This window comes from Psychrobacter sp. KFRI-CH2-11 (assembly GCF_038239325.1).
Taxonomy (GTDB): Bacteria; Pseudomonadota; Gammaproteobacteria; order Pseudomonadales; family Moraxellaceae; genus Psychrobacter; species Psychrobacter celer.
Window position 1 is genome coordinate 736,013 of sequence record NZ_CP151283.1, and the last position, 21,198, is coordinate 757,210.

Sequence of the window (21,198 nt, forward strand, 5' to 3'; positions counted from 1 at the left end):
ACGATAAAAAAGACAAGGATGAGATGATGCAAACCAAAGATCCAGCATTAACCAAAACGCCCATAGATAATCATAAAGATACGCTTGGTCGCCACGATATGAGCAATAATGGCAAAAAACATGATATCGAAGATCATGAAATTAAAGAAAACACGACAGAGAATAAAGGCACAGATACTTTTGAAGAGGGCATCGTAGAGACAGAGCATGTCAATGACGATGATAACCCTGCGCGCCAGCCAGATCGACGCGATCAAGAAGGCACTGCGTTTGATGATAACGTCAATGAAAGGACCGTCAGTAGCGAAGCCCCTGATAGCCATAAGATTGACAATAAAAATCGCTATGCCACTGTCGATAATGCCCAGACACGGGTGTTAAACCCTGATGAGAAAGATCATAAAAAAGACAGATAGTTTTTTTATGAGCTAGGACACGTCCTTCATTCAATTGATTTACTTTCATCTTTCCATCATAAGGAGATGCTATGAATAACCCCAATGATTACTCATTAGAATCAGCAGAGACAGCACAATCGTCAAAACACCAGCAACATGAGCTAAAAGATGCTGACGACAATGACGGTATCGTGCCCGATGATGCGCTGCAAAAAGCCAATCCTGCGGCTGCAGAGCGTGTCACAGATGATCACGACCCGCACAATGTCGCCAAAGACCATAAACAGTATGATAGCCCGCTGATGGAAGACGATAAATAGCTAAGCGGGCGAGCCACTATGAAACCGTAGCTCGGTATCAGGACTGGTGATAAGCGCTGCTTCTACTTCTCTAAAAAATGCCACTCGCTCATCGATAGCCTCTGTCGATAGTGACTGTGCCAATGCCAAATAATCCTCAAAATGACGACTCTCTGACTTGAGCAAATAGCGATAGTATTTTGCCAATCGCTCATCATCAATCACCTCAGCCAATGCCGCAAAGCGCTCACAAGAGCGCGCTTCGATAAACGCGCCGATGATCAGCACGTCAATCATTGCCGCAGGCTCATAAGTGCGCTTATGCTTGAGCATGCCTTTGGCATAGCGCCCCGCACTTAAGTATCGCCATTCTTGACCGCGCTTATTCATGATACCCAGCACTTGCTCATAGTGTAGCATCTCCTCACGTATCAGCTGCGCCAATTTACGCTGCAAATCATAAGAAAACTCATAGCGAAACAGTAGGTTCATCGCGGTGCCAGCGGCTTTTTTTTCGCAGTTGGCATGATCTTGAATGATCAAAGGTAGGTCAGCGATAGCGGCGGCTACCCAGTCTGGCGTGGTACGTGCACCCAAAAAACCATAAACCGCAGATAAGTCTACTTTGTTCGGTGTGCGCAGCTGCGAGATATCTACACTGTCTTCTGTACTGTTTTCTACTGTAGTGTCGTCGTTTATAGCATGGGAGTTGGTTGGCATGGTCGGTTTACTCATAGTCTGTGTCATGGTCAAAAAGTATTGGATAAGATAAAAGGTTGTTTTAAAGGTTTGGGTTTGCCGCCTGAGCTTATTAAGTATTAAGTATCATTTTTATACTGAGCTGACTATATAAAAGCCCGAAAAAACGATCACCACGATTTGAGGATAAAGAGCCTTAGCGCTGATAGGCTGTAGGGTATCATTATTATACAACCCCAGTATTTACTTGGTGAATGGGGTTTTCTTGTTTATTTCTTTATTTGATAGTAGGATGATATTTTGTTTAGGCGGCATTTTATTTGATGACTCAATAAAGGAGCGATCAAGGAGCGATGAGCGCCCGCTCGAGATGGCAAACATTATAACAACTGCCAGCGCGATATAAAGCGGATATCACTATCGACAAAAAGGCACAGCCATCACGCAGATCACCCGCTCATATCAAGGACGCGCCATTTTAGAGAAATGCACGTCATCTACTACCGCTATAGTGGTAGCAACTTCGTAGGTACACCCATCACAGATAGATAAGGATAACAGCATGAGCCAATCTTCTAACGCCAATCGGATTCAAAAAGGTATTCTTGCCATCGACCAGCAGTTGTATGACTTTATCGAAAACGAAGTGCTGCCAAAAGTCGGTGTGGACTCAGACAGTTATTGGTCAGGTTTTGAAAAAGTCATCAAAGCGTTTACGCCGCGCAACAAAGCGCTGCTTGCGACTCGTGACAGCATTCAAGCGCAAATCGATCAATGGCATCTAGACAATCCTGCCAAAGAAGGTGAGATTGATTTCCCAGCGTACAAGGCTTTTTTGCAAGAAATCGGCTATTTGTTACCAGAAGGTGATGACTTTACGGTCAGCACCCAAAACGTCGATGACGAGATTGCTCATATTGCAGGTCCACAGCTAGTCGTCCCCGTACGCAACGCGCGCTATGCGCTAAATGCCACCAACGCCCGTTGGGGCAGCTTGTACGATGCCTTGTATGGCACCGATGTCATCAGCGATGAAAATGGTCAAGAAGCGGGCAGCAGCTATAATCCCACGCGCGGCGCGGCTGTTGTCGCTTATGCCAAAGCCTTTTTGGACGAGCATTTTGCGCTAGCCTCAGGCTCTTATACCGATGTCACAGGCTTTAAAATCGTCGATGGAAAGCTGGAAGTCAAGCTGGGCGATAGCAGCACTGAGCTAAAAGACGCCGAAAAATTCGTCGGTTATGTCGGCGAGGCAGATAGCCCCTCTGGTATTTTGCTCAAAAACAATGGCTTACACGCAGAGATTCAAATCGATGCCAGCCATCCAGTAGGTAAAGATGACCCAGCAAACATCAAAGACGTACTATTAGAGTCCGCCATTACCGCGATTCAAGACTGCGAAGACTCAATCGCTGCGGTCGATGCCGAAGAAAAAGTTGAAGTGTATCGCAACTGGCTAGGTTTGATGAATGGCGATTTGCAAGAGACGTTTGAAAAAGGTGGTAAAACCCGCACCCGTAAGCAAAACCCAGATCGTGAGTACACCACACCAGAGGGCGGCACACTGATCTTACCAGGTCGCTCATTGCTCTTGATTCGTAACGTCGGTCACTTGATGCAAAACCCAGCGATTTTGGTCGATTTGGGCAATGGTCAAGAGCAAATCTTTGAAGGCCTGATGGATGGATTGATCACGCCGCTATTGACGCTAAACGATCTAAAAGGCAAAAACGCGCTATCAAACTCACGCAAAGGCTCGATGTATATCGTCAAGCCAAAAATGCATGGCCCTGATGAAGTCAAAGTGGCCAATGATTTGTTTAATGCGGTAGAGGACTTGCTTGGCCTAGAGCGCCATACGCTCAAGATAGGTATCATGGATGAAGAGCGCCGCATGACGGTAAACCTAAAAGAAGCCATTCGCCAAGCCAAAGAGCGCGTTATCTTTATTAATACCGGCTTTTTGGATCGTACAGGCGACGAGATGCATACCAGTATGAACGCAGGTGCCTTTGTACCAAAAGGCGAGATGAAGTCGCAAGCATGGCAGCCCGCCTATGAGCAGTGGAACGTCGATATCGGTCTAGAAACTGGCCTGCAGGGCGTGGCGCAGATTGGTAAAGGGATGTGGGCCAAGCCTGACGAGATGAAAGAGATGCTAGAGACCAAGGCGGCGCATCCAAAATCTGGTGCTAGTACCGCTTGGGTACCATCACCGACAGGCGCCACCTTGCATAGCATGCATTATCATCAAGTCAATGTCGCCGAGGTACAAGACAGCCTCAAATCGCGCGAGCGTGCTAGCCTCGACGATATCTTGACCATTCCATTGGCCAAAGACACCAACTGGACAGAGGAAGAGAAGCAGCAAGAGCTGGACAACAACGCGCAGGGTATCTTAGGGTACGTGGTACGCTGGGTAAACCAAGGCGTCGGTTGCTCAAAAGTGCCTGACATCAACGATGTGGGCCTGATGGAAGACCGTGCGACTTTGCGTATCTCAAGCCAGCATATCGCCAACTGGTTGCATCACGGTGTGGTCAGCGAGCAGCAAGTCATGGATACCATGCAGCGTATGGCGAAGATCGTCGATGAGCAAAATGCCGGCGACAGTAGCTATCAGCCTATGGCAAACAACTTTGAGCAGTCTTATGCCTTTAAAGCCGCCTGTGACCTCGTCTTTAAAGGACGCGAGCAGCCAAGCGGCTACACTGAGCCATTATTGCACCAAGCACGCTTGGATCTAAAAGCCAACGTCTAAGCCAGTGTGCGTCGCTATCCTATTGCATCGGCATAAAAGCTGTGTCGATGCATGTATATATTGCTACATGGCTATATTGGCCCAGCGTCGATAGTAGATAGTGATAATGCTGTTTCGCTTATAAGCGCTACTTATTAGTGAATAAGTAGCGCTTTATTTTTGTACGCAATACAGTGGGCATAATCGAATGGTTTGTCATAAAACTTACGATAAACCATTGGTATTTAAGGGCATTGTATAGCTATTTTTTTCAACGCCTGAGCACTATAAAAGATATGGAGTGCGCCAGATATCGCGTTAAAAGTACAAAAAAATATGTTGCAAATTATGTCAAAGTTGTTATGCTTGTACTCGAAGTATGAGTTTGGTAACGGATGTTACGCAGCAGAAGGATAAAGACCAACGTTTACATGGCAGTTACTTTTTTTGATGCTGGTTATGTAAGTCATGGTTTTTTCATCTTACTGTAATAAAACTTCGCCACACTTGTTTCTGACTAATCTCGGTAGCCAGTTACACATTATATCTTTGAGGATTTGTGACGATACCAATTGGGCACCAGCTAATAATAGCTCGCTCATTACTACAATTGTAAAGTGGAGATACCCCATGAAAAAACTACTTTTAGCTACAGCCGTTGCTGCTCTATCTGTTTCTGCAGCCAATGCCGCTCCAACTGTCTACGGTAAAGGCTTCTTAACTTTAGATGTAAACACTGGTGACAATGACACAACTACAACGACTTATAACACTGATGGAAGCGTTGATAGTGTTGTTAAAACTTCAGTAGACGCTGATGGTCGTAGCCAATTAAACTCAAATGCTTCACGTATTGGTTTAAAAGGTTCTGAAGCACTAACTGCAAACACTGACTTAGTTTATCAACTAGAGTACGGTATCGATATTGACGCTGGTGATGCTTTTGTAGATGCAGACGGTGGCCGTATGGAGAAGTCTGATCAGTTTTACTCACGTGACACTTATCTTGGTTTGAAAAACGCGCAGTACGGTACATTGCTTGGTGGTCGTCTATCAGCTATCGATGATTACGTAAACTTTGCTAACGTGACTCAAGGTGGCGTACTAGGTGGTGATGTCGTACTTGCAAGCTTTGATGCACCGCGTACTAACAACACTTTCAACTACTTCTCGCCTAACATCAATGGCATGCAGTTCATGGCGATGTACGCCATGGATGAAAACAACGATACTGATACACTAGGCCGTGATGCGTTTGGTGTTGGTGGTAAATACGAAGCAGGTCCAATGAACGTTGGTGCTACGTACATCCAAGCAGGCGACTTTAAAGTTGCTCGTGTCAGTGGTAACTATGCTATCAGCCCAGTAGTGACGCTAGGCGCTCTATATCAAAACACTGATTTTGACAGTGATGACAACGAAAATGCATTCACTATCAGTGGTGAGATGGCGACAGCGACTCCTTGGACTGCCTATGCACAAGGTGATTTCGTAAACAACGTTGGTGGTGCTGACGATGCTGAAAAATTCCGTGCGGTAGTAGGCGGCAAATATGCGTTTAACGCGGCAACAACTGGTCACCTATATGGTGCTTATTTAAGCTCAGAGGCTACAGTAACTGCACCTCTTGTAAAAGTTGAGAGCGAGTTTGATGGTTTTGGTATCGGTGGTGGTATCGAATACAAATTCTAATCTAACCATTAGAATCTAAATAAAAAACTCATCCTTCGGGGTGGGTTTTTTTGTTGTATGTATTATTTGTGACAAAAGTCTACCGCTAAGGTAGAAAATAAGAGTTTCAGACAGTTTGCATTTTTGCCCTATATTTTATGGCGTATTTTTAGTAAAATCCTTCTTTACCAATTACCGAAAGAGTACTATGACCAAGTTTATATTTGTGACCGGTGGGGTAGTGTCCTCACTAGGAAAAGGTATCACCGCCGCTTCTCTTGCTGCGGTCTTAGAAGCGCGTGGCGTGACTGTCACGATGACCAAGATGGATCCGTATATCAACGTCGATCCAGGTACGATGAGCCCATTTCAGCATGGTGAAGTGTTTGTCACCGAAGATGGCGCAGAGACGGATTTGGATTTGGGCTATTATGAGCGCTTCTTACGCCACTCTAAGATGAGTAAGAGCAACAACTTTACCAGTGGTCGTATCTATCAAAACGTACTAAACAAAGAGCGCCGCGGTGAGTATCTGGGCGGTACCGTACAGGTCATCCCGCACATCACTGATGAAATCAAAAGTAAGATTCTTGCCAGTGGCGAAGGCTACGATATCGCCATTATCGAGATTGGCGGTACAGTCGGTGACATCGAGTCGCTGCCATTTATGGAAGCGGTACGTCAGATGCAAGTAGAGCTTGGTCGCAATCGCGCTATGCTCATGCATTTAACGCTGGTGCCTTATATTGCTAGTGCCGGCGAAACCAAAACCAAGCCGACCCAGCATTCAGTCAAAGAGCTACGCTCTATCGGTCTGCAGCCAGATATTCTCATCTGCCGCTCTGAGCACCATATCTCGCAAGACAACCGCCGCAAGATTGCGCTGTTTACCAATGTCGAAGAGCGCGCAGTCATTATGTGTGAAGATGCCCAAAGCATCTATCAAATCCCGCGCACCCTACATGAGCAAGATCTTGACGATCTAATCTGTGAGCGTTTTGGTCTTGATGTACCAGAAGCGGATTTGAGCGATTGGGACAAAGTGGTCGAAGCCCAGCTCAACCCTGAAGCGGTAGTGACGGTGGCGATGGTCGGTAAATATGTCGAGTTACCAGACGCTTATAAGTCGATCAACGAAGCGTTGCTACATGCCGGTATCGTGCATCAGTCAGATGTCAAAATTGACTATATCGATGCTGAGCTACTAGAGACAGACGATGAGCTGTATGCGCGTCTAAACGATGCCGATGCGATTTTGGTCCCAGGTGGTTTTGGTGAGCGCGGTACCACTGGTAAAATGAGAGCCATCACTTATGCCCGCGAAAACAAAGTGCCGTATCTGGGTATCTGTCTGGGTATGCAGCTGGCGGTGATTGAATACGCCCGTAATGTGCTGCATATCGATGCCAACTCTTCTGAGTTTCATCGTACCGCCGCTGAGCCTATCATCGGGCTGATCACTGAATGGCTAGATGAGCGCGGCGAGCTACAGATTCGTAGCGATGACTCAGACCTTGGCGGCACGATGCGTCTAGGCGCGCAGCAAGCAGAATTGGTCGCTGGTAGCAAGCTATCACAGATTTATGGCACCAAAAATATCACTGAGCGTCATCGCCATCGTTATGAGATGAACAATCGTTATATCGAGCCACTAGAGCAAGCGGGTATGAGTATCTCGGGTTATTCTGCCAAACAGCATTTGGTTGAGTCGGTTGAGATTGCAGATCATCCATGGTTTATCGCGGTACAGTTCCATCCTGAGTTTACCAGCTCGCCTCGTGGTGGCCATCCGCTGTTTAATAGCTTTGTCAAAGCAGCAAAAAACTATAGCGAAACGAAGTAGTCGTTAGCTTAGTAGGAAGTAACCGCTGCTTAGCAGAGAGAGTTGCTACTATTAAAAAAGCTATGAGTGAGCCGGTAAGAATTGTGCTCGCATCAATCATAAATGCTATGCGATAACAGCATTACTATAAAAAGACTGATCTTCGGATTGGTCTTTTTTGCTTTTATACATGCAGGGGTTATGCCTAGCTGGTCGGGCAATAACAATAACAATAACAATAACAATAACAACGCTTGGTCATGGCTAATTACGCTAGGATACTTTCTTTCATTGGGTTATCGGTTACAATATCAGGCAGAGACATCACTATAATAAAGAGGAAAACAGCGGTATGGACAATCTAACCACAGCGCAATCGCATATCACACTTACCACCCCCAGTCACAGCACCATCACGATTGGCAATGATCAGCCGTTTGTGTTATTTGGCGGCATGAATGTCTTAGAGTCGAAAGAGATGGCGTTTGAGATTGCAGAGCAGTATGTCGAGATATGTCAGCGTTTGGGCATCGGCTATGTGTTTAAAGCCAGCTTTGATAAAGCCAATCGCTCTAGTTTGCATTCTTATCGAGGCCCAGGCTTAGAAAAAGGTATCGACTGGCTGGGGCAAATCAAAGAAAAGTTTCAAGTACCGATTATCACCGATGTACACGAGCCGTATCAAGCCGCACCGGTCGCAGAGGTCGCTGATATCATTCAGCTGCCTGCGTTCTTGTCGCGTCAGACTGACTTGGTGCATGCGATGGCAAAGACAGATGCCATCATCAATATCAAAAAAGCACAGTTTTTAGCGCCGCATGAGATGCGTCATATCATCAATAAATGCTTGGAAGGTGGCAATGATAAGCTCATACTTTGTGAGCGCGGCAGTGCCTTTGGTTATAACAATTTGGTCGTGGATATGCTCGGGTTTGATACCATGAAACAAATGAACGTACCGGTGTTTTTTGATGTGACCCACAGTTTGCAGCAGCCAGGCGCGCGCAGTGACAGTGCTGGCGGCCGCCGTGAGCAAATCACCACCCTTGCCCGTGCAGGAATGGCAACGGGACTGGCGGGGCTGTTTTTGGAGGCGCATCCAAACCCAGAGGTGGCAAAATGCGATGGCCCCTGTGCGCTTAGAACCAGCCAGTTGGAGCCGTTTTTGCGTCAGCTTAAACAGATTGATGACTTGGTCAAAGGTTTTGAGGTGTTAGATACTCACTAATACCGTCAATGGAACCCATGATAGGAGGATAAGATAATGGCGATTCAGACAGCACAAGTCAGCATCGAAAACATCGATGATGCCAAAGGCTTGGACAGTGTGATGACCGCGCTGAAAAACATCACAGGGGTGACCGCGATAGAGCTTGATGCGGCAAGCAGTATAGCAACCGTGCGTTATGATGATACCGATACCAGTATTCATGCCCTAACGGCGGCGATTAGCATGGTCGATTATGTGACGCAGCCATATCCTATCGATGCGCCGCAAAATCCACGCTATCATGATTAAAAGTTATCATAATTAAAAGATACTGACGTCGCAAAGTGAGCGTCGAGCATCGCCTGCTGGATAAAGTCAATTCGATATAAAAACGACGTGACAGCCGTGGATCTGATTTATTTGGATTTGATTATATAAAGCATGAAGGCCTTGGATAATAAAGTCATACCAAAGCGCCTTGTTGTTGGCTCTGATAGGGCTTATGCTAGGACACGCCCTTAGTAAATGACTGTATTTACTTTAAACTAGGTTAATTATATAACAATAAGGAGGCCCTCATGGCAACCCAGACTCGTATTATCAATATCGATGGCATGACTTGTGGCGGCTGCGTGGCAAGCGTCCATACAGCCACAGGTGATATCGACGGTTTAGATACCATGACTGTCGATTTGGCTGACAAGCTGGCAACGGTGACATTTGATGATAGCAAAACCAGCGCAGAAGCCATTGCCGCCGCGATCGAAGAGGCAGGTTTTGATGCAACCGTCGCCAACTCGTAAGCCTTACCGCTTTAACGCAAAACCAGCTGTCATGGCTGGTTTTTTTCATGAGAGCCTTGCTGTCAGTTTACTTGCTTTGACAACTGTGCAAAGCATGGCTGCAGGGCTTGAATAGAAAATAGTCGTAGCCATTTACTAGGTATGAGGCAATAGCCACGCTTGAGTAGGATTTATCTCTCATTAGATTAGGGCGTGTTCTTATTTTTATCGTTGAGCCACTATAAAATAAATACAGTGCGACTGGGAGTAATTTTGCGCAGTCTCTGTCTACGCAGGCACAGCAAGCAAGAAAAATTGATACCAGTCGCGCATGATAAAACCATGTACTTCTTTTATTTAAGATTGACCCTATCATTCATGTTGAGAATGAGGACACGCCCCAGCATAGTCTATTTGCCTGCAGACGCTTTTTTCTGATTTTGACGTCTGATATTTAGATTTTTTCACCGATTTTATTATACATTTATAAACGCTATAGTCCGCCTACCCAAAACAAAGCGCTTGTTATTTAAGAGATGGCAGTTGCCTTTATAGATGCCTTGGCCGCTTTTAGAGTAAACCGACTATGTAATGCGCTATAACGCAACCACGAGTTTTATTTATGAAAGATTCTACCCGCACCAGTACTGACCCGTCTTATGAGGTGGCGACTGATATTGAGTCCAAGACTGCGATAGCGCCTGAGCGTGCGCACTTGCAGCTGGCGATCGATGGCATGACGTGTCAGGCGTGTGCTTCGCGGATTGAGAAGGTACTTAGTAAAAAGCCGGCGGTATATGAGGCAAGTGTGAACTTCGCTGGTGAGACTGCCAATATCGATTATGATCCGGCACAGACCACCCCCGAGCAAGTCACAGAATGGGTCAACAAAACCGGCTTTGTCGCCAATCTGCAAGCCGCTGACAGCTTGTTTGCACAGACGGATAAAGACACGGCAACCGAGTATCCATGGCGCTTGATCGGGCTATGGATTTGTCTGTTGCCGTTTTTGGTTGGTATGGCGGGTATGCTAACGGGGTTTGGTATGGCGTGGATGCCGCCTGTTTGGATTCAGTTTGTCCTAGCCACCATTGTCCAGTTTGGACTGGCATTGCCATTTTATAAAAGTGCGTGGGCGTCTATCAAAGGCGGCCTTGCCAATATGGACGTGCTGGTGGTCATCGGTACGGTGACTATTTGGGCATATTCTACTTATCTGTGGTTGACTCATGGCGATGGTACGTTAAGCAGCCTATTGCAAAGTGGATATGCTGGCGGACATGGCCCCGCTGTGTATTTTGAAGCCGGGGTGATGGTCATCGCCTTTGTGCGAACGGGTAAGTATTTGGAGGAGCGCACCAAAAAGCACAGCCTAAACAGTATCGATTTATTGTTATCATTGACGCCAGATGAAGTAGAGCAGCAGCAGCCCAACGGCGACTTTCATAGTGTCGCATTGCAGGCGGTGCAAGTCGGTGACATCCTGCGTGCCAAGCAAGGCAGCCGTGTGGCAACCGACGGGGTGGTCATAGATGGCGGCGGCTGGTGCGTGGAGAGTCATCTGACGGGTGAGTCTGTGCCCCTCAAAAAACAAATAGGCGACGAGCTGCTGGCAGGGGCATTGGTCGAAAACGGCAGTTTGCTGTATCGCGTCAGTGCCAAAGGCAGCGATACCAAGCTTGGCGATATGGTCAAAGCCCTTAGCGACGCCCAAGGCTCAAAGGCTGACTTGGCAAGGCTTGCCGATAGAGTGACGGCTGTTTTTGTACCAGTGGTGGTGACCATCGCTTTGGTTACTTTTGGGCTAACGTGGTGGCTGACCGGCATGGTGGATACCGCCTTGATGCATGCGGTGTCGGTATTGGTCATCGCGTGTCCTTGTGCGCTCGGTCTGGCCACGCCTGCGGCTATCATGGCGGGCATGGGCGTGGCCGCGCGCCATGGCGTTTGGTTTAAAGACGCGCAAAGCCTCGAGGCGGCAGGCAATATCGACACGGTAGTGCTCGATAAAACCGGCACATTGACTGTCGGTAAGCCATCTATCGTCGAGCATGTCATGGTGGACAACTCTATCGCTGTCGATGATGTGCTACAAATTGCGGCAAGCGTTGAGGCGCATGCCAGTCACCCCTTAGCGACCGCCTTGATCAATGCTGCGGCCGAGCGCCATTTGCCACTGATGACTGTCACTGACATCAGTGTCATCAAAGGCGCGGGTATCCAAGCCAATATCGAAGGCTTGGGTCTGGTAAAAGTCGGCACGGCAGAATTTGCCAATCTAACTTTGCCAAAATTTATGCCAAAAGTATGGCAAATTGCCAGTACCGTGGCGCTTAGTATCAATGATGAACCGCTCGGGGCGTTTGCTTTGGCAGATGATCTAAAGGCAGACACCCCGCAGGCGATAGCGGCGTTACAAGAAAGCGGCATCCAAGTCATCTTGATGAGTGGTGATAAGCAGTCTGTGGTTGATCACGTGGCAGGGCAGCTGGGCATCGACAAAGCATATGGCCAAATGAGCCCGCGGGATAAAGCCAGTCAAATCGCGCTGTTGCAAACTGCCGGCCATAAAGTGGCTATGGCAGGTGATGGCGTCAATGATGCGCCAGCGATGGCCACTGCCGATGCCAGCTTTGCCATGTTTGAGGGTACTGATGTCGCGCAGCATAGCGCCTCCGCTCGCTTGATGGGCGAGTCGCTGATGCATATCGATGCGGCACAAAAAATCGCCAACGCCACACTGCGCAATATCAAGCAAAACTTATTCTTTGCGTTTCTTTATAATACGCTGGGCATACCGCTGGCAGCGTTTGGGTTTTTAAATCCGATGATTGCCGCGGCGGCAATGGCGCTGAGTTCCATCTCTGTCCTGATGAACGCGCTGCGTTTGACCCGTTTTCGCACAGAGGTTGAGCTAGATAATACCGTCTCTACTCATCACACTAATGATAAACGCTTGCCAAGTGCATAAGTCTTTTAGGGCAGTCACTTTAGCCGATATCGCCGTGAGCCAGATAGGCGGATAACCGAGCGTTTGTATGACTTTATGAGCGTCAGTCGGTGTAAGAGAAGGGAAGTTTGGCGAAATTTATGCTATGATGCCACGTACGATAGCCACTCATGAAAGCCGTAAATAAACGCTTGATTTTGTCCAAACCCAGCCGATTATACTAAGTAGGCAAGACAGGTTTGGGCCTGCGCTATACGATATTTTATTTTATCTTTTTTGTATTCTAGTTGCCGTTATTTATCCCACAAACTTGGCATGACCAAAGGAATTAACAGACATTATGTACGCTGAAGAAACCACCAACGTCACCGCAATTAAAGACATTCGTGCCCGTGAGATTTTAGACTCGCGCGGTAACCCAACCATCGAAGCTGACGTCATTTTGGCTGATGGTACTATCGGCCGTGCTGCTGCACCAAGTGGCGCGTCTACTGGCTCACGTGAAGCCCTCGAGCTACGTGATGGCGACAAAAATCGCTACATGGGCAAAGGTGTCAAAAAAGCCGTGGCCAACGTCAATAGCCAGATCCGTAGTGCGCTTATGGACAAAGACGTCACCGAGCAGCAAGCCATTGATGATGCGATGATTGCATTAGATGGCACAGAAAACAAAGACAACCTTGGCGCAAATGCCATGCTAGCAGTCTCTCTTGCCACGGCAAAAGCCGCTGCTAAGTCACAAAGCTTGCCATTGCATCAATACATTGCCAACCTGCGCAATCAGACATCATTGACCATGCCGGTACCAATGATGAATATCCTAAACGGCGGCGAGCATGCCGACAACACCGTTGATATCCAAGAGTTTATGATTGAGCCAGTTGGTTTTACCAGCTTCTCAGAAGCCCTGCGCGCGGGTACAGAGATTTTCCATAGCCTAAAGTCTGTCCTAAAATCACAAGGCCTCAATACTGCGGTTGGTGATGAAGGGGGCTTTGCGCCCAACTTGCGTAGCAACGAAGAGGCCATCACTGTCATCATGCAAGCGATCGAGCAGGTCGGCTATAAGGCTGGTGAAGAGATTCATTTGGCGTTAGATTGTGCGGCTAGTGAATTCTATAAAAACGGACAATATGTCTTGGCAGGTGAGGGCAACAAAGCCTTTGATAGCCAAGGCTTCTCAGACTACCTCGTAGGCCTGACGCGTCAATATCCGATCATCTCTATCGAAGATGGCCTTGATGAGTCAGATTGGGACGGCTGGAAGTACTTAACTGAGCAAATCGGTGATAAAGTTCAGTTGGTTGGTGATGATTTGTTTGTGACCAACCCTGCTATCTTGCAAGAAGGTATCGACAAGCACATTGCCAATGCGATTTTGATTAAATTTAACCAAATCGGCACGCTGTCAGAAACCCTAGATGCCATTTATCTGGCGAAGAAAAATGGCTATGCGACGATTATCTCGCATCGCTCAGGTGAGACAGAAGACAGCACCATTGCAGACTTGGCAGTCGGTACCGCAGCCGGTCAAATCAAAACAGGCTCACTATGCCGTTCAGACCGCGTAGCGAAGTACAACCAATTGCTACGTATCGAGCAGCAAGTACGCGCCAGCTACCGTGGCCGTGAAGAGTTCATTGGCCTACGTGGCTAAACGCTCTTATAGTTACAGTCGATAAGTAAGTGTATGCTGGACGATAGGCTGCTTTTGCGGTATCGTTCAGCATATTGAGCTGTGTTGATTCTCTCTGTCTTGTTTGGCGCAAACCCTTTATGAAATACTTTAGCCAATTTATGCTACTTGCCTTAGCCGTTGCAGTGCTTTTAGGTCTGCAATATCAGTACTGGCTGGGTGAAAATGGCCATTTTGAGCATCAAAAACTGCTGACACAAATCGAAGAGCAGCAGCGCTTAAATGACAATCAAGTATCAGCAAATAACTTGTTGCGTACGGACGTTCATGACCTAAAAAACGGTCTTGAGGCGGTAGAAGAGCATGCTCGTTTAGACTTAGGTTTGATCAAACCCAATGAAACCTTTGTACAGGTTTCCACGGCGCCGACGACGCACAGTCGTTATTAAGGCGGGCACATTAAGCCAGTCGTTTGGCGATATCTTGGTCTTGTCATTATCATTATAACCACGATGACATTCAGACACTTTTCAGTCTCTCTCTTTTTATCTTTTCCCCTTTTTTAGCGCCGCTTCATGGCTCCCCGTGATTTTTCTTTGATAGGCCTTGGCTCATGAATACCACTCCTCGCATACATGCCATGATCGTTGCTGCTGGTCGCGGCAGTCGTTTTGGTGCGTCTATGGCCAAGCAGTATACCTTGTTTCAAGGCCAGACCTTGCTGCAGCATAGCGTGGCGCGGCTCGCTTGTAGTGTCTTTATCGAGCAGTGCTGGCTGGTCATCGCTGCGGACGACACCACCGCGCAAACGCTCGATTTTACCATGCCGGTACAATATGCCACTGGCGGTGCTGAGCGTTGGCAGTCGGTGCAGGCGGGCGTGGAAGCCATTCGGCAGTCGGGTGCTGCAGATACCGATTTGGTCTTGATTCATGATGCTGCGCGCCCAGCGGTGCCCAGCTGTGATATCGATAAGGTCATTACGGCGGCGATGCATGAGCCGTATGGCGCTATCTTAGCCACGCCAGTCGCTGATACCCTCAAGCACTCCTATGCACAAGACGCGAGGCTACCTACTTATATTGCGCAAACGCTTGATCGCAGCAATATATGGCAAGCACAAACGCCGCAAGTCTTTCGGCTAGACCAATTACAAAAAGTCCTACAGCATGTCAGTGAACAGCAGATAGCAATCACAGATGAAGCCAGTGCTTTTGAGTCTCTGAGGTTACCCATCCGCTTGGTGGCTGGCAGTCGCCAAAATATCAAATTGACGTATCCTGATGATGCCGCCTTGCTCTCTGCTATCTTGAGTCTGCAAACTTGATAGCTTTTACCTTGATAGCTTTTACGTAGACGCTAGAACCATCAGTTTTATTAAACCCCTTGATTTTTTGATACAACCGTATATTATCGCTGCAAAAAATACAAAGCGATATTTCTATTATATTTGTTTTAGTGAATGTAATGGCATACTAATATATCATTATTTATCTACAACCAAACTTATAAGGTAAACATAGGTTGCTTTGATGACGAAACTAGCCTATGATGTAACTAACTTAATACAATTGATATAAACACTTATAAAATCAATAATATAACAAGCCAGTTGATGACTTTTGATTGTCTTGTCTCTAGATTTTTTTTAACGTTAGTATGGTTGTTTTAACTACATTAACCTAAATATAGGGAGAAGCGGATTGTCAATAATCAATGATTCGACAAATCCAGTAACGACGGATCTTTGCCAGCTGGTGTACATCAGCCGGATTACTTCGACTGGTCTGTCAAGTCCCAGTACACTTAATGACATCTCAGAGATTGCGATTGAACGTAACCAAACGGATGAGATTACTGGTATCCTTTGCTATGGCAATGGGTATTTTTTGCAATGTGTAGAGGGGTCGGAGCAAGCTTTGACCAATCTAAAAAATCGCTTGTTGGCAGATGAGCGACACAAAGACATGGAGATTTTGGATTTTTCAGCGATTGATGAGCGCCGTTTTTCGAGCTGGTCGCTGCGCTCTATCACACTTGAGCGCTGGATGACAAAAAATGCTGAGCTAAAGAAATTTATGCCGTTTAAACCCTATAACTGGAATGCGGATGAGTGGCGCAGGTTTTTGGATATCTTGCAAAACTACTACGAAGAACAAATCAGAACAGGCAATACTGATGCCCAGCCAATCAAGTACAGCACCTTAGGGGTAACCTTAAGTAAAGTAGTCGGTCAACACCAAGCGTTCTTTTTGATTCAAACGGTATTGGGCTCGATGATAGTCGTCGCATTGTTGTGGCTGATGCTATCAGATAAAATCTGGTAGGAAGTTAGCCTGCGCCGACGGGTACGGCAAAGATTTATACCAGCTTCGCTATATCTTATTTATTTGACCGGACTATAAGCAGTGTGTAGCCAACTTTAAACTTGCAAAGCCAGCATTTATTGCTGGCTTTTTTGTGGCTATCTATCAGACAGATAGCGTTTAATTTTGGTGGCAGGAGTAGGTCAATAGAGTCTAGAGCTTAAAAGTTAGAAAAAGGGTGACTCATTAGCAGAGAAGGGTGTGGTTTGCTTGGCTTGGCTAAACCAAGTCATTGAGTCAAAAAACCAGTATAAAAAAACCCCACTCATAATATCTTATGAGTGGGGCTTTTCGATGGTACGCTTATCAGTCTTATCTGATGCTAAGTAAAAGCTATGCTAAGCAAAAGGGCTAATAAGTGACGCCTTATAGTGGCGTCCCCAGGGGGATTCGAACCCCCGTTACCGCCGTGAAAGGGCGGTGTCCTAGGCCTCTAGACGATGGGGACTAGTAACAACACCTCAGCTGCTTTCACCATTTATGCTGAAGTGGTGCGTATTCTAATGGCGTCTGCGTTTTCTGTCAAGCCTTTTTCTTCGTCTTTTTAAAATTAAATATCTTTTTTTGATAGCGCGGCGCGGATGCAGGTCTTTGCGCTTTAAATGATGCCGAATCCATAGAGAGGTGCAAGCGCTGATAGTCAGGGCTAGTAGCATATAACCGAGGATGGTGCCCCATAACTTAAGCTGTGGATCCATAGTAGAGTCCCTCCTATCAAGCCTTGCAGTTATGACTCACATACTGCAAGGACGTGTGGGCGACTTTGACCATCTGTAGGATGATAAGACCGCTAAACAGTAGGCTGGTATGGCTCGTCAGCGTACTGTTTTTATTCTCATATCCTTTTCGACTAAAACACCAAGAGGGTAAAGTCAGCTAGTCTTACCAATAGCATTATTATGAAGGCATAACAATATAGGATATGTGATTAAAGGCTTATTTGTCAGTTTGCGTAGCGGTGTCAGCTTCGGTAGGCTCAGTAGCCATGGCATTTGCGAGCATGGGGTAGCTGTTTAAGATATGACAAAAAAGCTCGGCAGTTTTTTGCGTATCGTATAGCGCTGAGTGCGCGTCTTTACCATCAAACTCTAACCCTGCTGCTTTACAGGCTCGTGCCAGTACCGTCTGACCAAAAGCAAGGGCCGACAGTGTCACGGTGTCAAATACCGAAAAGTTATGAAAAGGATTGTGGTTTTTGCTATTGGTACGTAGCACTGCGGCATTTAAAAACGCCAAATCAAAATGGGCATTGTGACCGATGAGCACGCACTGACGACAGTCTTCTGCACGTCTGACTTCTTTTAAACCTTTAAAGATACGCCGTAAAGCAGTCTTTTCGTCTTCGGCGATGGCTTTGCGCATAGGGTTTTTGGGATCTATGCCAGTAAATGCCAGCGCACTTGGCTCTAGGTTTGCCCCTTCAAAGGGTTCGATATGGGCGTTTAGCGCATCTCCTGGATAAAACACGCCCTGCTCATTGAGTAAGATGGGGATACAGGCGATCTCTAGTAGCGCATCTGTTTGCGCGTTAAACCCTGCTGTCTCCACATCGACGACGACAGGCAAAAATTTACGAAACCGGTCTTTTAGGCTCAGTGGTGCTTGCTCATCTGACGAACCTGCAGTGCTATCTGCGCTAGTCGCCGGTGTGTGCTCAGGGTTGCGGGGTAAGGCGGTATCGTTTTGAATGGTCATATTACGTTAAATCACTTTTGTCAGTCGTGCTGTTGTATTGAATAAATAATTATTAAATTGAATAAACAATCACTAAAAAACCATCCTACGATCTCAGCTACGCTTTAGGTAATCAAGGTAGCGTCGATATCGTCGGATAGCAAATAAAAGCGCGGGTTTTGACGTCCGCTGCCACTTATTCTTAAGTTAGCTTAGTTTTTAATCAACTTAGTCTTTAGTCGAATTAGTCTTTAATTGACCAAGGGAGTGTCTCGCCCGCCAGCAGCGGTGTCAATGAAGTGCCGTCAAAATACGGATAAGCGTTTGGCACTTGCATTGGTGTGTTTACAAGGGTGATGGTGCTTTGGTTGACAGGCAGACCATAGAACTGCGCGCCAAAACGACTGGCGAACCCTTCTAGTTTGTCTATCTTGCCGACACTGTCAAAGGCAGTGGCATATAACGGCAAAGCGATAGAGGCGCTATAGCAGCCGGCACAGCCGCACGTGGCTTCTTTTTTGTCGGTTGCGTGCGGGGCGGAGTCGGTGCCCAAAAAGAACTTTGGATTGCCACTTGTGGCCACGTCTAACAGGACTTTTTGGTGGCTTTCACGCTTTAAGATAGGTAAGCAGTAAAAGTGCGGCTTGATACCACCGACCAGCAAATGATTGCGGTTAAACATCAGATGCTGCGGGGTAATGGTCGCGGCAATATGGTTGCCTTGTGCCAAGACAAAATCAGCGGCGTCACTGGTGGTAATGTGCTCGACGACGATTTTTAGAGTGGGAAATTTGACGATGATTTGTGCCAATACCTCGTCTAAAAACCGCTTTTCGCGGTCAAAAATATCCACATGATCTTGCGTCACCTCACCATGTAACAATAACGGCAAGTCGTATTTTTCTAACGCTTCAAACACATCGACGCATGCACTGATGTCAGTGACACCATCAGCCGAGTTGGTCGTGGCCCCTGCCGGATAAAGTTTGACCGCTTGGACGATACCGGATTTTGCGGCCATCTCGATGTCTTGTGGCGTGGTGTTGTCTGTGAGGTATAACGTCATGCGGGGGTCAAACGCTGCAATGCGCTCAGCGCTTATGTCGCTGTTTTGCAAGTGCGTCATGATACGCTCACGATACGCGCGGGCATCATCGACAGTTTTGACAGGGGGGACAAGATTTGGCATACAAATGACACGGTTAAAGCTATCTGCAGCATGTGGCACGGTCGTACCCAGTGCCTTGCCGTCGCGCAAATGAATGTGCCAATCGTCTGGCTGAAGAATGGTCAACTCTCTAATCGAATCAGTCATAAGGTCGTCGCGCTCTATATCGTCATATACGGGAAATAAAAGGGAGTGATACTGCCCGACTATCATAACAGATTTGCCTACTTGACTAAATATGTGACCAGATATAGTCGCTATGAGAGACAGGTGGGCAATGACCCAGCTGGCATGCCAAATAACTACCGCCAAAACATATTTATTTAAGATTTAACGCAAAAGCGTGCCACACGGGGCAGTGGTACTTTTGCCCATAGTAAATATGATGTACACTGAGCAGGTGGCTTATTTTTTTGTCTACGATTAGCGCTTTTATCCCCACTCAATTCTCATCATCAAAACTTTATAATAGGAGTTATTCATGGCTCAACTTGATCCAAAAAATATTAATAAAATCGTATTGGCTTATTCAGGTGGTCTTGATACCTCCATCATCGCTAAATGGCTGCAAGAAACCTATGATGCTGAGGTGATTACTTTTACCGCTGATATCGGTCAAGGCGAAGAGGTTGAGCCGGCCCGTGCCAAAGCCCAAGCCATGGGCATCAAAAATATCTATATCGAAGATTTGCGCGAAGAGTTTGCGCGTGACTATGTCTTCCCGATGTTCCGTGCCAATGCCATCTATGAAGGCGAGTACTTACTCGGTACGTCTATTGCCCGTCCGCTCATCGCCAAGCGTTTGGTGGAGATTGCCAAAGAGCACAACGCCGATGCCATCAGTCACGGTGCGACAGGTAAAGGGAACGATCAGGTACGTTTTGAGCTTGGTGCGGTCGCGTTGTCGCCTGATGTTGTGACCATTGCGCCGTGGCGTGAGTGGGACTTGTCAAGCCGTGAGAGCTTGATGCAATATGCCAAAGAGCATGATATTGCCATTGACTATGCCGGCAATAAGAAAAAATCGCCTTACTCAATGGATGCCAACCTACTGCATATCTCTTATGAAGGCGGTATCTTAGAAGACCCATACGCCGAGGCAGAAGAAGATATGTGGCGCTGGTCGGTCAGCCCAGAAGATGCCCCAGACGAGGCGCAGTATCTAGAGCTAGAGTATGAAAAAGGCGATATCGTTGCGATTGATGGTGAGCGCCTCAAGCCATATGAGGTAATGATTAAGCTAAATGAGCTAGGCGGCAAGCACGGTATCGGTCGTTTGGATATCGTCGAAAACCGCTATGTCGGTATGAAGTCGCGCGGCTGCTACGAGACGCCAGCAGGTACCATCATGCTAAAAGCGCATCGTGGTATCGAGTCGCTGACCCTAGATCGTGAAGCGGCGCATCTAAAAGACGAGCTGATGCCGCGCTATGCAAAAATCATCTACAACGGCTACTGGTTTAGCCCTGAGCGCATGATGCTACAGGCATTGATTGACAAATCACAAGAGTATGTCAATGGTACGGTACGTGTGAAGCTGTATAAAGGCGCGGTGAGCGTGGTTGGTCGTAAGTCAGATGACTCACTGTTTGATGAAAAAATCGCCACGTTTGAAGATGATGCGGGCGCATATGATCAAAAAGACGCAGAAGGTTTTATCCGTCTAAACGGCTTGCGTTTGGCCATCGAAGCCAGCCGCGGTCGTGATTTATCAAAATAAGCGCTTATGCTGTTTTTGATAAATTGATCATCAAAAAGCACGTCATTATATAAAATATAAAAC

The 21,198-nt window shown here is 46.9% G+C and carries 17 protein-coding genes and 1 tRNA gene; 14 read left to right on the plus strand and 4 right to left on the minus strand.

The window, feature by feature from the left end:
• Nucleotides 1-23: 23 nt before the first annotated feature.
• Together AADH33_RS03125 and AADH33_RS03130 are read left to right on the plus strand one after the other, a co-directional pair.
• Nucleotides 24-416: a hypothetical protein gene (locus AADH33_RS03125; protein ID WP_348549539.1), complete on the plus strand. Its 393-nt coding sequence runs from the start codon at nt 24-26 to the stop codon at nt 414-416.
• A 71-nt stretch (nt 417-487) separates the two neighbouring features.
• The gene (locus tag AADH33_RS03130) at nt 488-718 is read left to right on the plus strand and encodes a hypothetical protein (RefSeq protein ID WP_348549540.1); all 231 of its coding nucleotides are present in this window, start codon (nt 488-490) and stop codon (nt 716-718) included.
• Here the strand turns inward: AADH33_RS03130 and AADH33_RS03135 are convergent, their stop codons facing one another.
• Nucleotides 719-1,432, minus strand: a complete 714-nt coding sequence (locus AADH33_RS03135) for a tRNA-(ms[2]io[6]A)-hydroxylase (protein WP_348549541.1) — start codon at nt 1,430-1,432, stop codon at nt 719-721. It abuts the gene before it with no gap.
• A gap of 526 nt (nt 1,433-1,958) precedes the next feature.
• Here AADH33_RS03135 and AADH33_RS03140 point away from each other — a divergent pair.
• The 11 genes from AADH33_RS03140 to AADH33_RS03190 all read left to right on the plus strand — a co-directional run bounded on the left by AADH33_RS03140 (nt 1,959) and on the right by AADH33_RS03190 (nt 16,534).
• The gene (locus tag AADH33_RS03140; RefSeq protein ID WP_348549542.1) at nt 1,959-4,157 is read left to right on the plus strand and encodes a malate synthase G; all 2,199 of its coding nucleotides are present in this window, start codon (nt 1,959-1,961) and stop codon (nt 4,155-4,157) included.
• A 609-nt stretch (nt 4,158-4,766) separates the two neighbouring features.
• A complete protein-coding gene (locus AADH33_RS03145) occupies nt 4,767-5,828 on the plus strand; it encodes a porin (protein WP_348549543.1) in 1,062 nt (353 codons plus the stop codon).
• 187 nt (nt 5,829-6,015) lie between these two features.
• A complete protein-coding gene (locus AADH33_RS03150) occupies nt 6,016-7,650 on the plus strand; it encodes a CTP synthase (protein WP_348549544.1) in 1,635 nt (544 codons plus the stop codon).
• Between the two features lie 331 nt (nt 7,651-7,981).
• The gene (kdsA, locus tag AADH33_RS03155) at nt 7,982-8,857 is read left to right on the plus strand and encodes a 3-deoxy-8-phosphooctulonate synthase (protein WP_100749804.1); all 876 of its coding nucleotides are present in this window, start codon (nt 7,982-7,984) and stop codon (nt 8,855-8,857) included.
• A 36-nt stretch (nt 8,858-8,893) separates the two neighbouring features.
• Nucleotides 8,894-9,148 (plus strand): heavy-metal-associated domain-containing protein, encoded by a 255-nt coding sequence (locus AADH33_RS03160; protein WP_348549545.1) that lies wholly within the window; start codon nt 8,894-8,896, stop codon nt 9,146-9,148.
• A gap of 269 nt (nt 9,149-9,417) precedes the next feature.
• The gene (locus AADH33_RS03165; RefSeq protein ID WP_100749802.1) at nt 9,418-9,642 is read left to right on the plus strand and encodes a heavy-metal-associated domain-containing protein; all 225 of its coding nucleotides are present in this window, start codon (nt 9,418-9,420) and stop codon (nt 9,640-9,642) included.
• A 601-nt stretch (nt 9,643-10,243) separates the two neighbouring features.
• Nucleotides 10,244-12,592 (plus strand): heavy metal translocating P-type ATPase, encoded by a 2,349-nt coding sequence (locus tag AADH33_RS03170; RefSeq protein ID WP_348549546.1) that lies wholly within the window; start codon nt 10,244-10,246, stop codon nt 12,590-12,592.
• A gap of 319 nt (nt 12,593-12,911) precedes the next feature.
• Complete coding sequence (eno, locus tag AADH33_RS03175; RefSeq protein WP_348549547.1) at nt 12,912-14,228, plus strand: phosphopyruvate hydratase; 1,317 nt, start codon at nt 12,912-12,914, stop codon at nt 14,226-14,228.
• A 119-nt stretch (nt 14,229-14,347) separates the two neighbouring features.
• Nucleotides 14,348-14,656 carry an FtsB family cell division protein gene (locus AADH33_RS03180; protein ID WP_100749800.1) on the plus strand — a complete coding sequence of 103 codons (309 nt, stop codon included), beginning with the start codon at nt 14,348-14,350 and terminating at the stop codon, nt 14,654-14,656.
• Between the two features lie 164 nt (nt 14,657-14,820).
• Nucleotides 14,821-15,534 carry a 2-C-methyl-D-erythritol 4-phosphate cytidylyltransferase gene (gene ispD / locus AADH33_RS03185; protein ID WP_348549548.1) on the plus strand — a complete coding sequence of 238 codons (714 nt, stop codon included), beginning with the start codon at nt 14,821-14,823 and terminating at the stop codon, nt 15,532-15,534.
• Between the two features lie 376 nt (nt 15,535-15,910).
• A complete protein-coding gene (locus AADH33_RS03190) occupies nt 15,911-16,534 on the plus strand; it encodes a BLUF domain-containing protein (RefSeq protein WP_348549549.1) in 624 nt (207 codons plus the stop codon).
• 411 nt (nt 16,535-16,945) lie between these two features.
• Here AADH33_RS03190 and AADH33_RS03195 read toward each other — a convergent pair.
• The 3 genes from AADH33_RS03195 to pyrC all read right to left on the minus strand — a co-directional run bounded on the left by AADH33_RS03195 (nt 16,946) and on the right by pyrC (nt 19,562).
• Nucleotides 16,946-17,021: transfer RNA gene (locus AADH33_RS03195), tRNA-Glu, on the minus strand.
• A gap of 488 nt (nt 17,022-17,509) precedes the next feature.
• Nucleotides 17,510-18,268, minus strand: coding sequence for a ribonuclease T (gene rnt / locus AADH33_RS03200; protein ID WP_075100582.1), 759 nt, complete (start codon nt 18,266-18,268; stop codon nt 17,510-17,512).
• A 223-nt stretch (nt 18,269-18,491) separates the two neighbouring features.
• Nucleotides 18,492-19,562 (minus strand): dihydroorotase, encoded by a 1,071-nt coding sequence (gene pyrC / locus AADH33_RS03205; RefSeq protein WP_198336562.1) that lies wholly within the window; start codon nt 19,560-19,562, stop codon nt 18,492-18,494.
• A gap of 334 nt (nt 19,563-19,896) precedes the next feature.
• On the opposite strand from pyrC, the gene AADH33_RS03210 reads away from it, so the two are divergent.
• The gene (locus AADH33_RS03210) at nt 19,897-21,135 is read left to right on the plus strand and encodes an argininosuccinate synthase (protein ID WP_075100583.1); all 1,239 of its coding nucleotides are present in this window, start codon (nt 19,897-19,899) and stop codon (nt 21,133-21,135) included.
• Nucleotides 21,136-21,198: the final 63 nt, after the last annotated feature.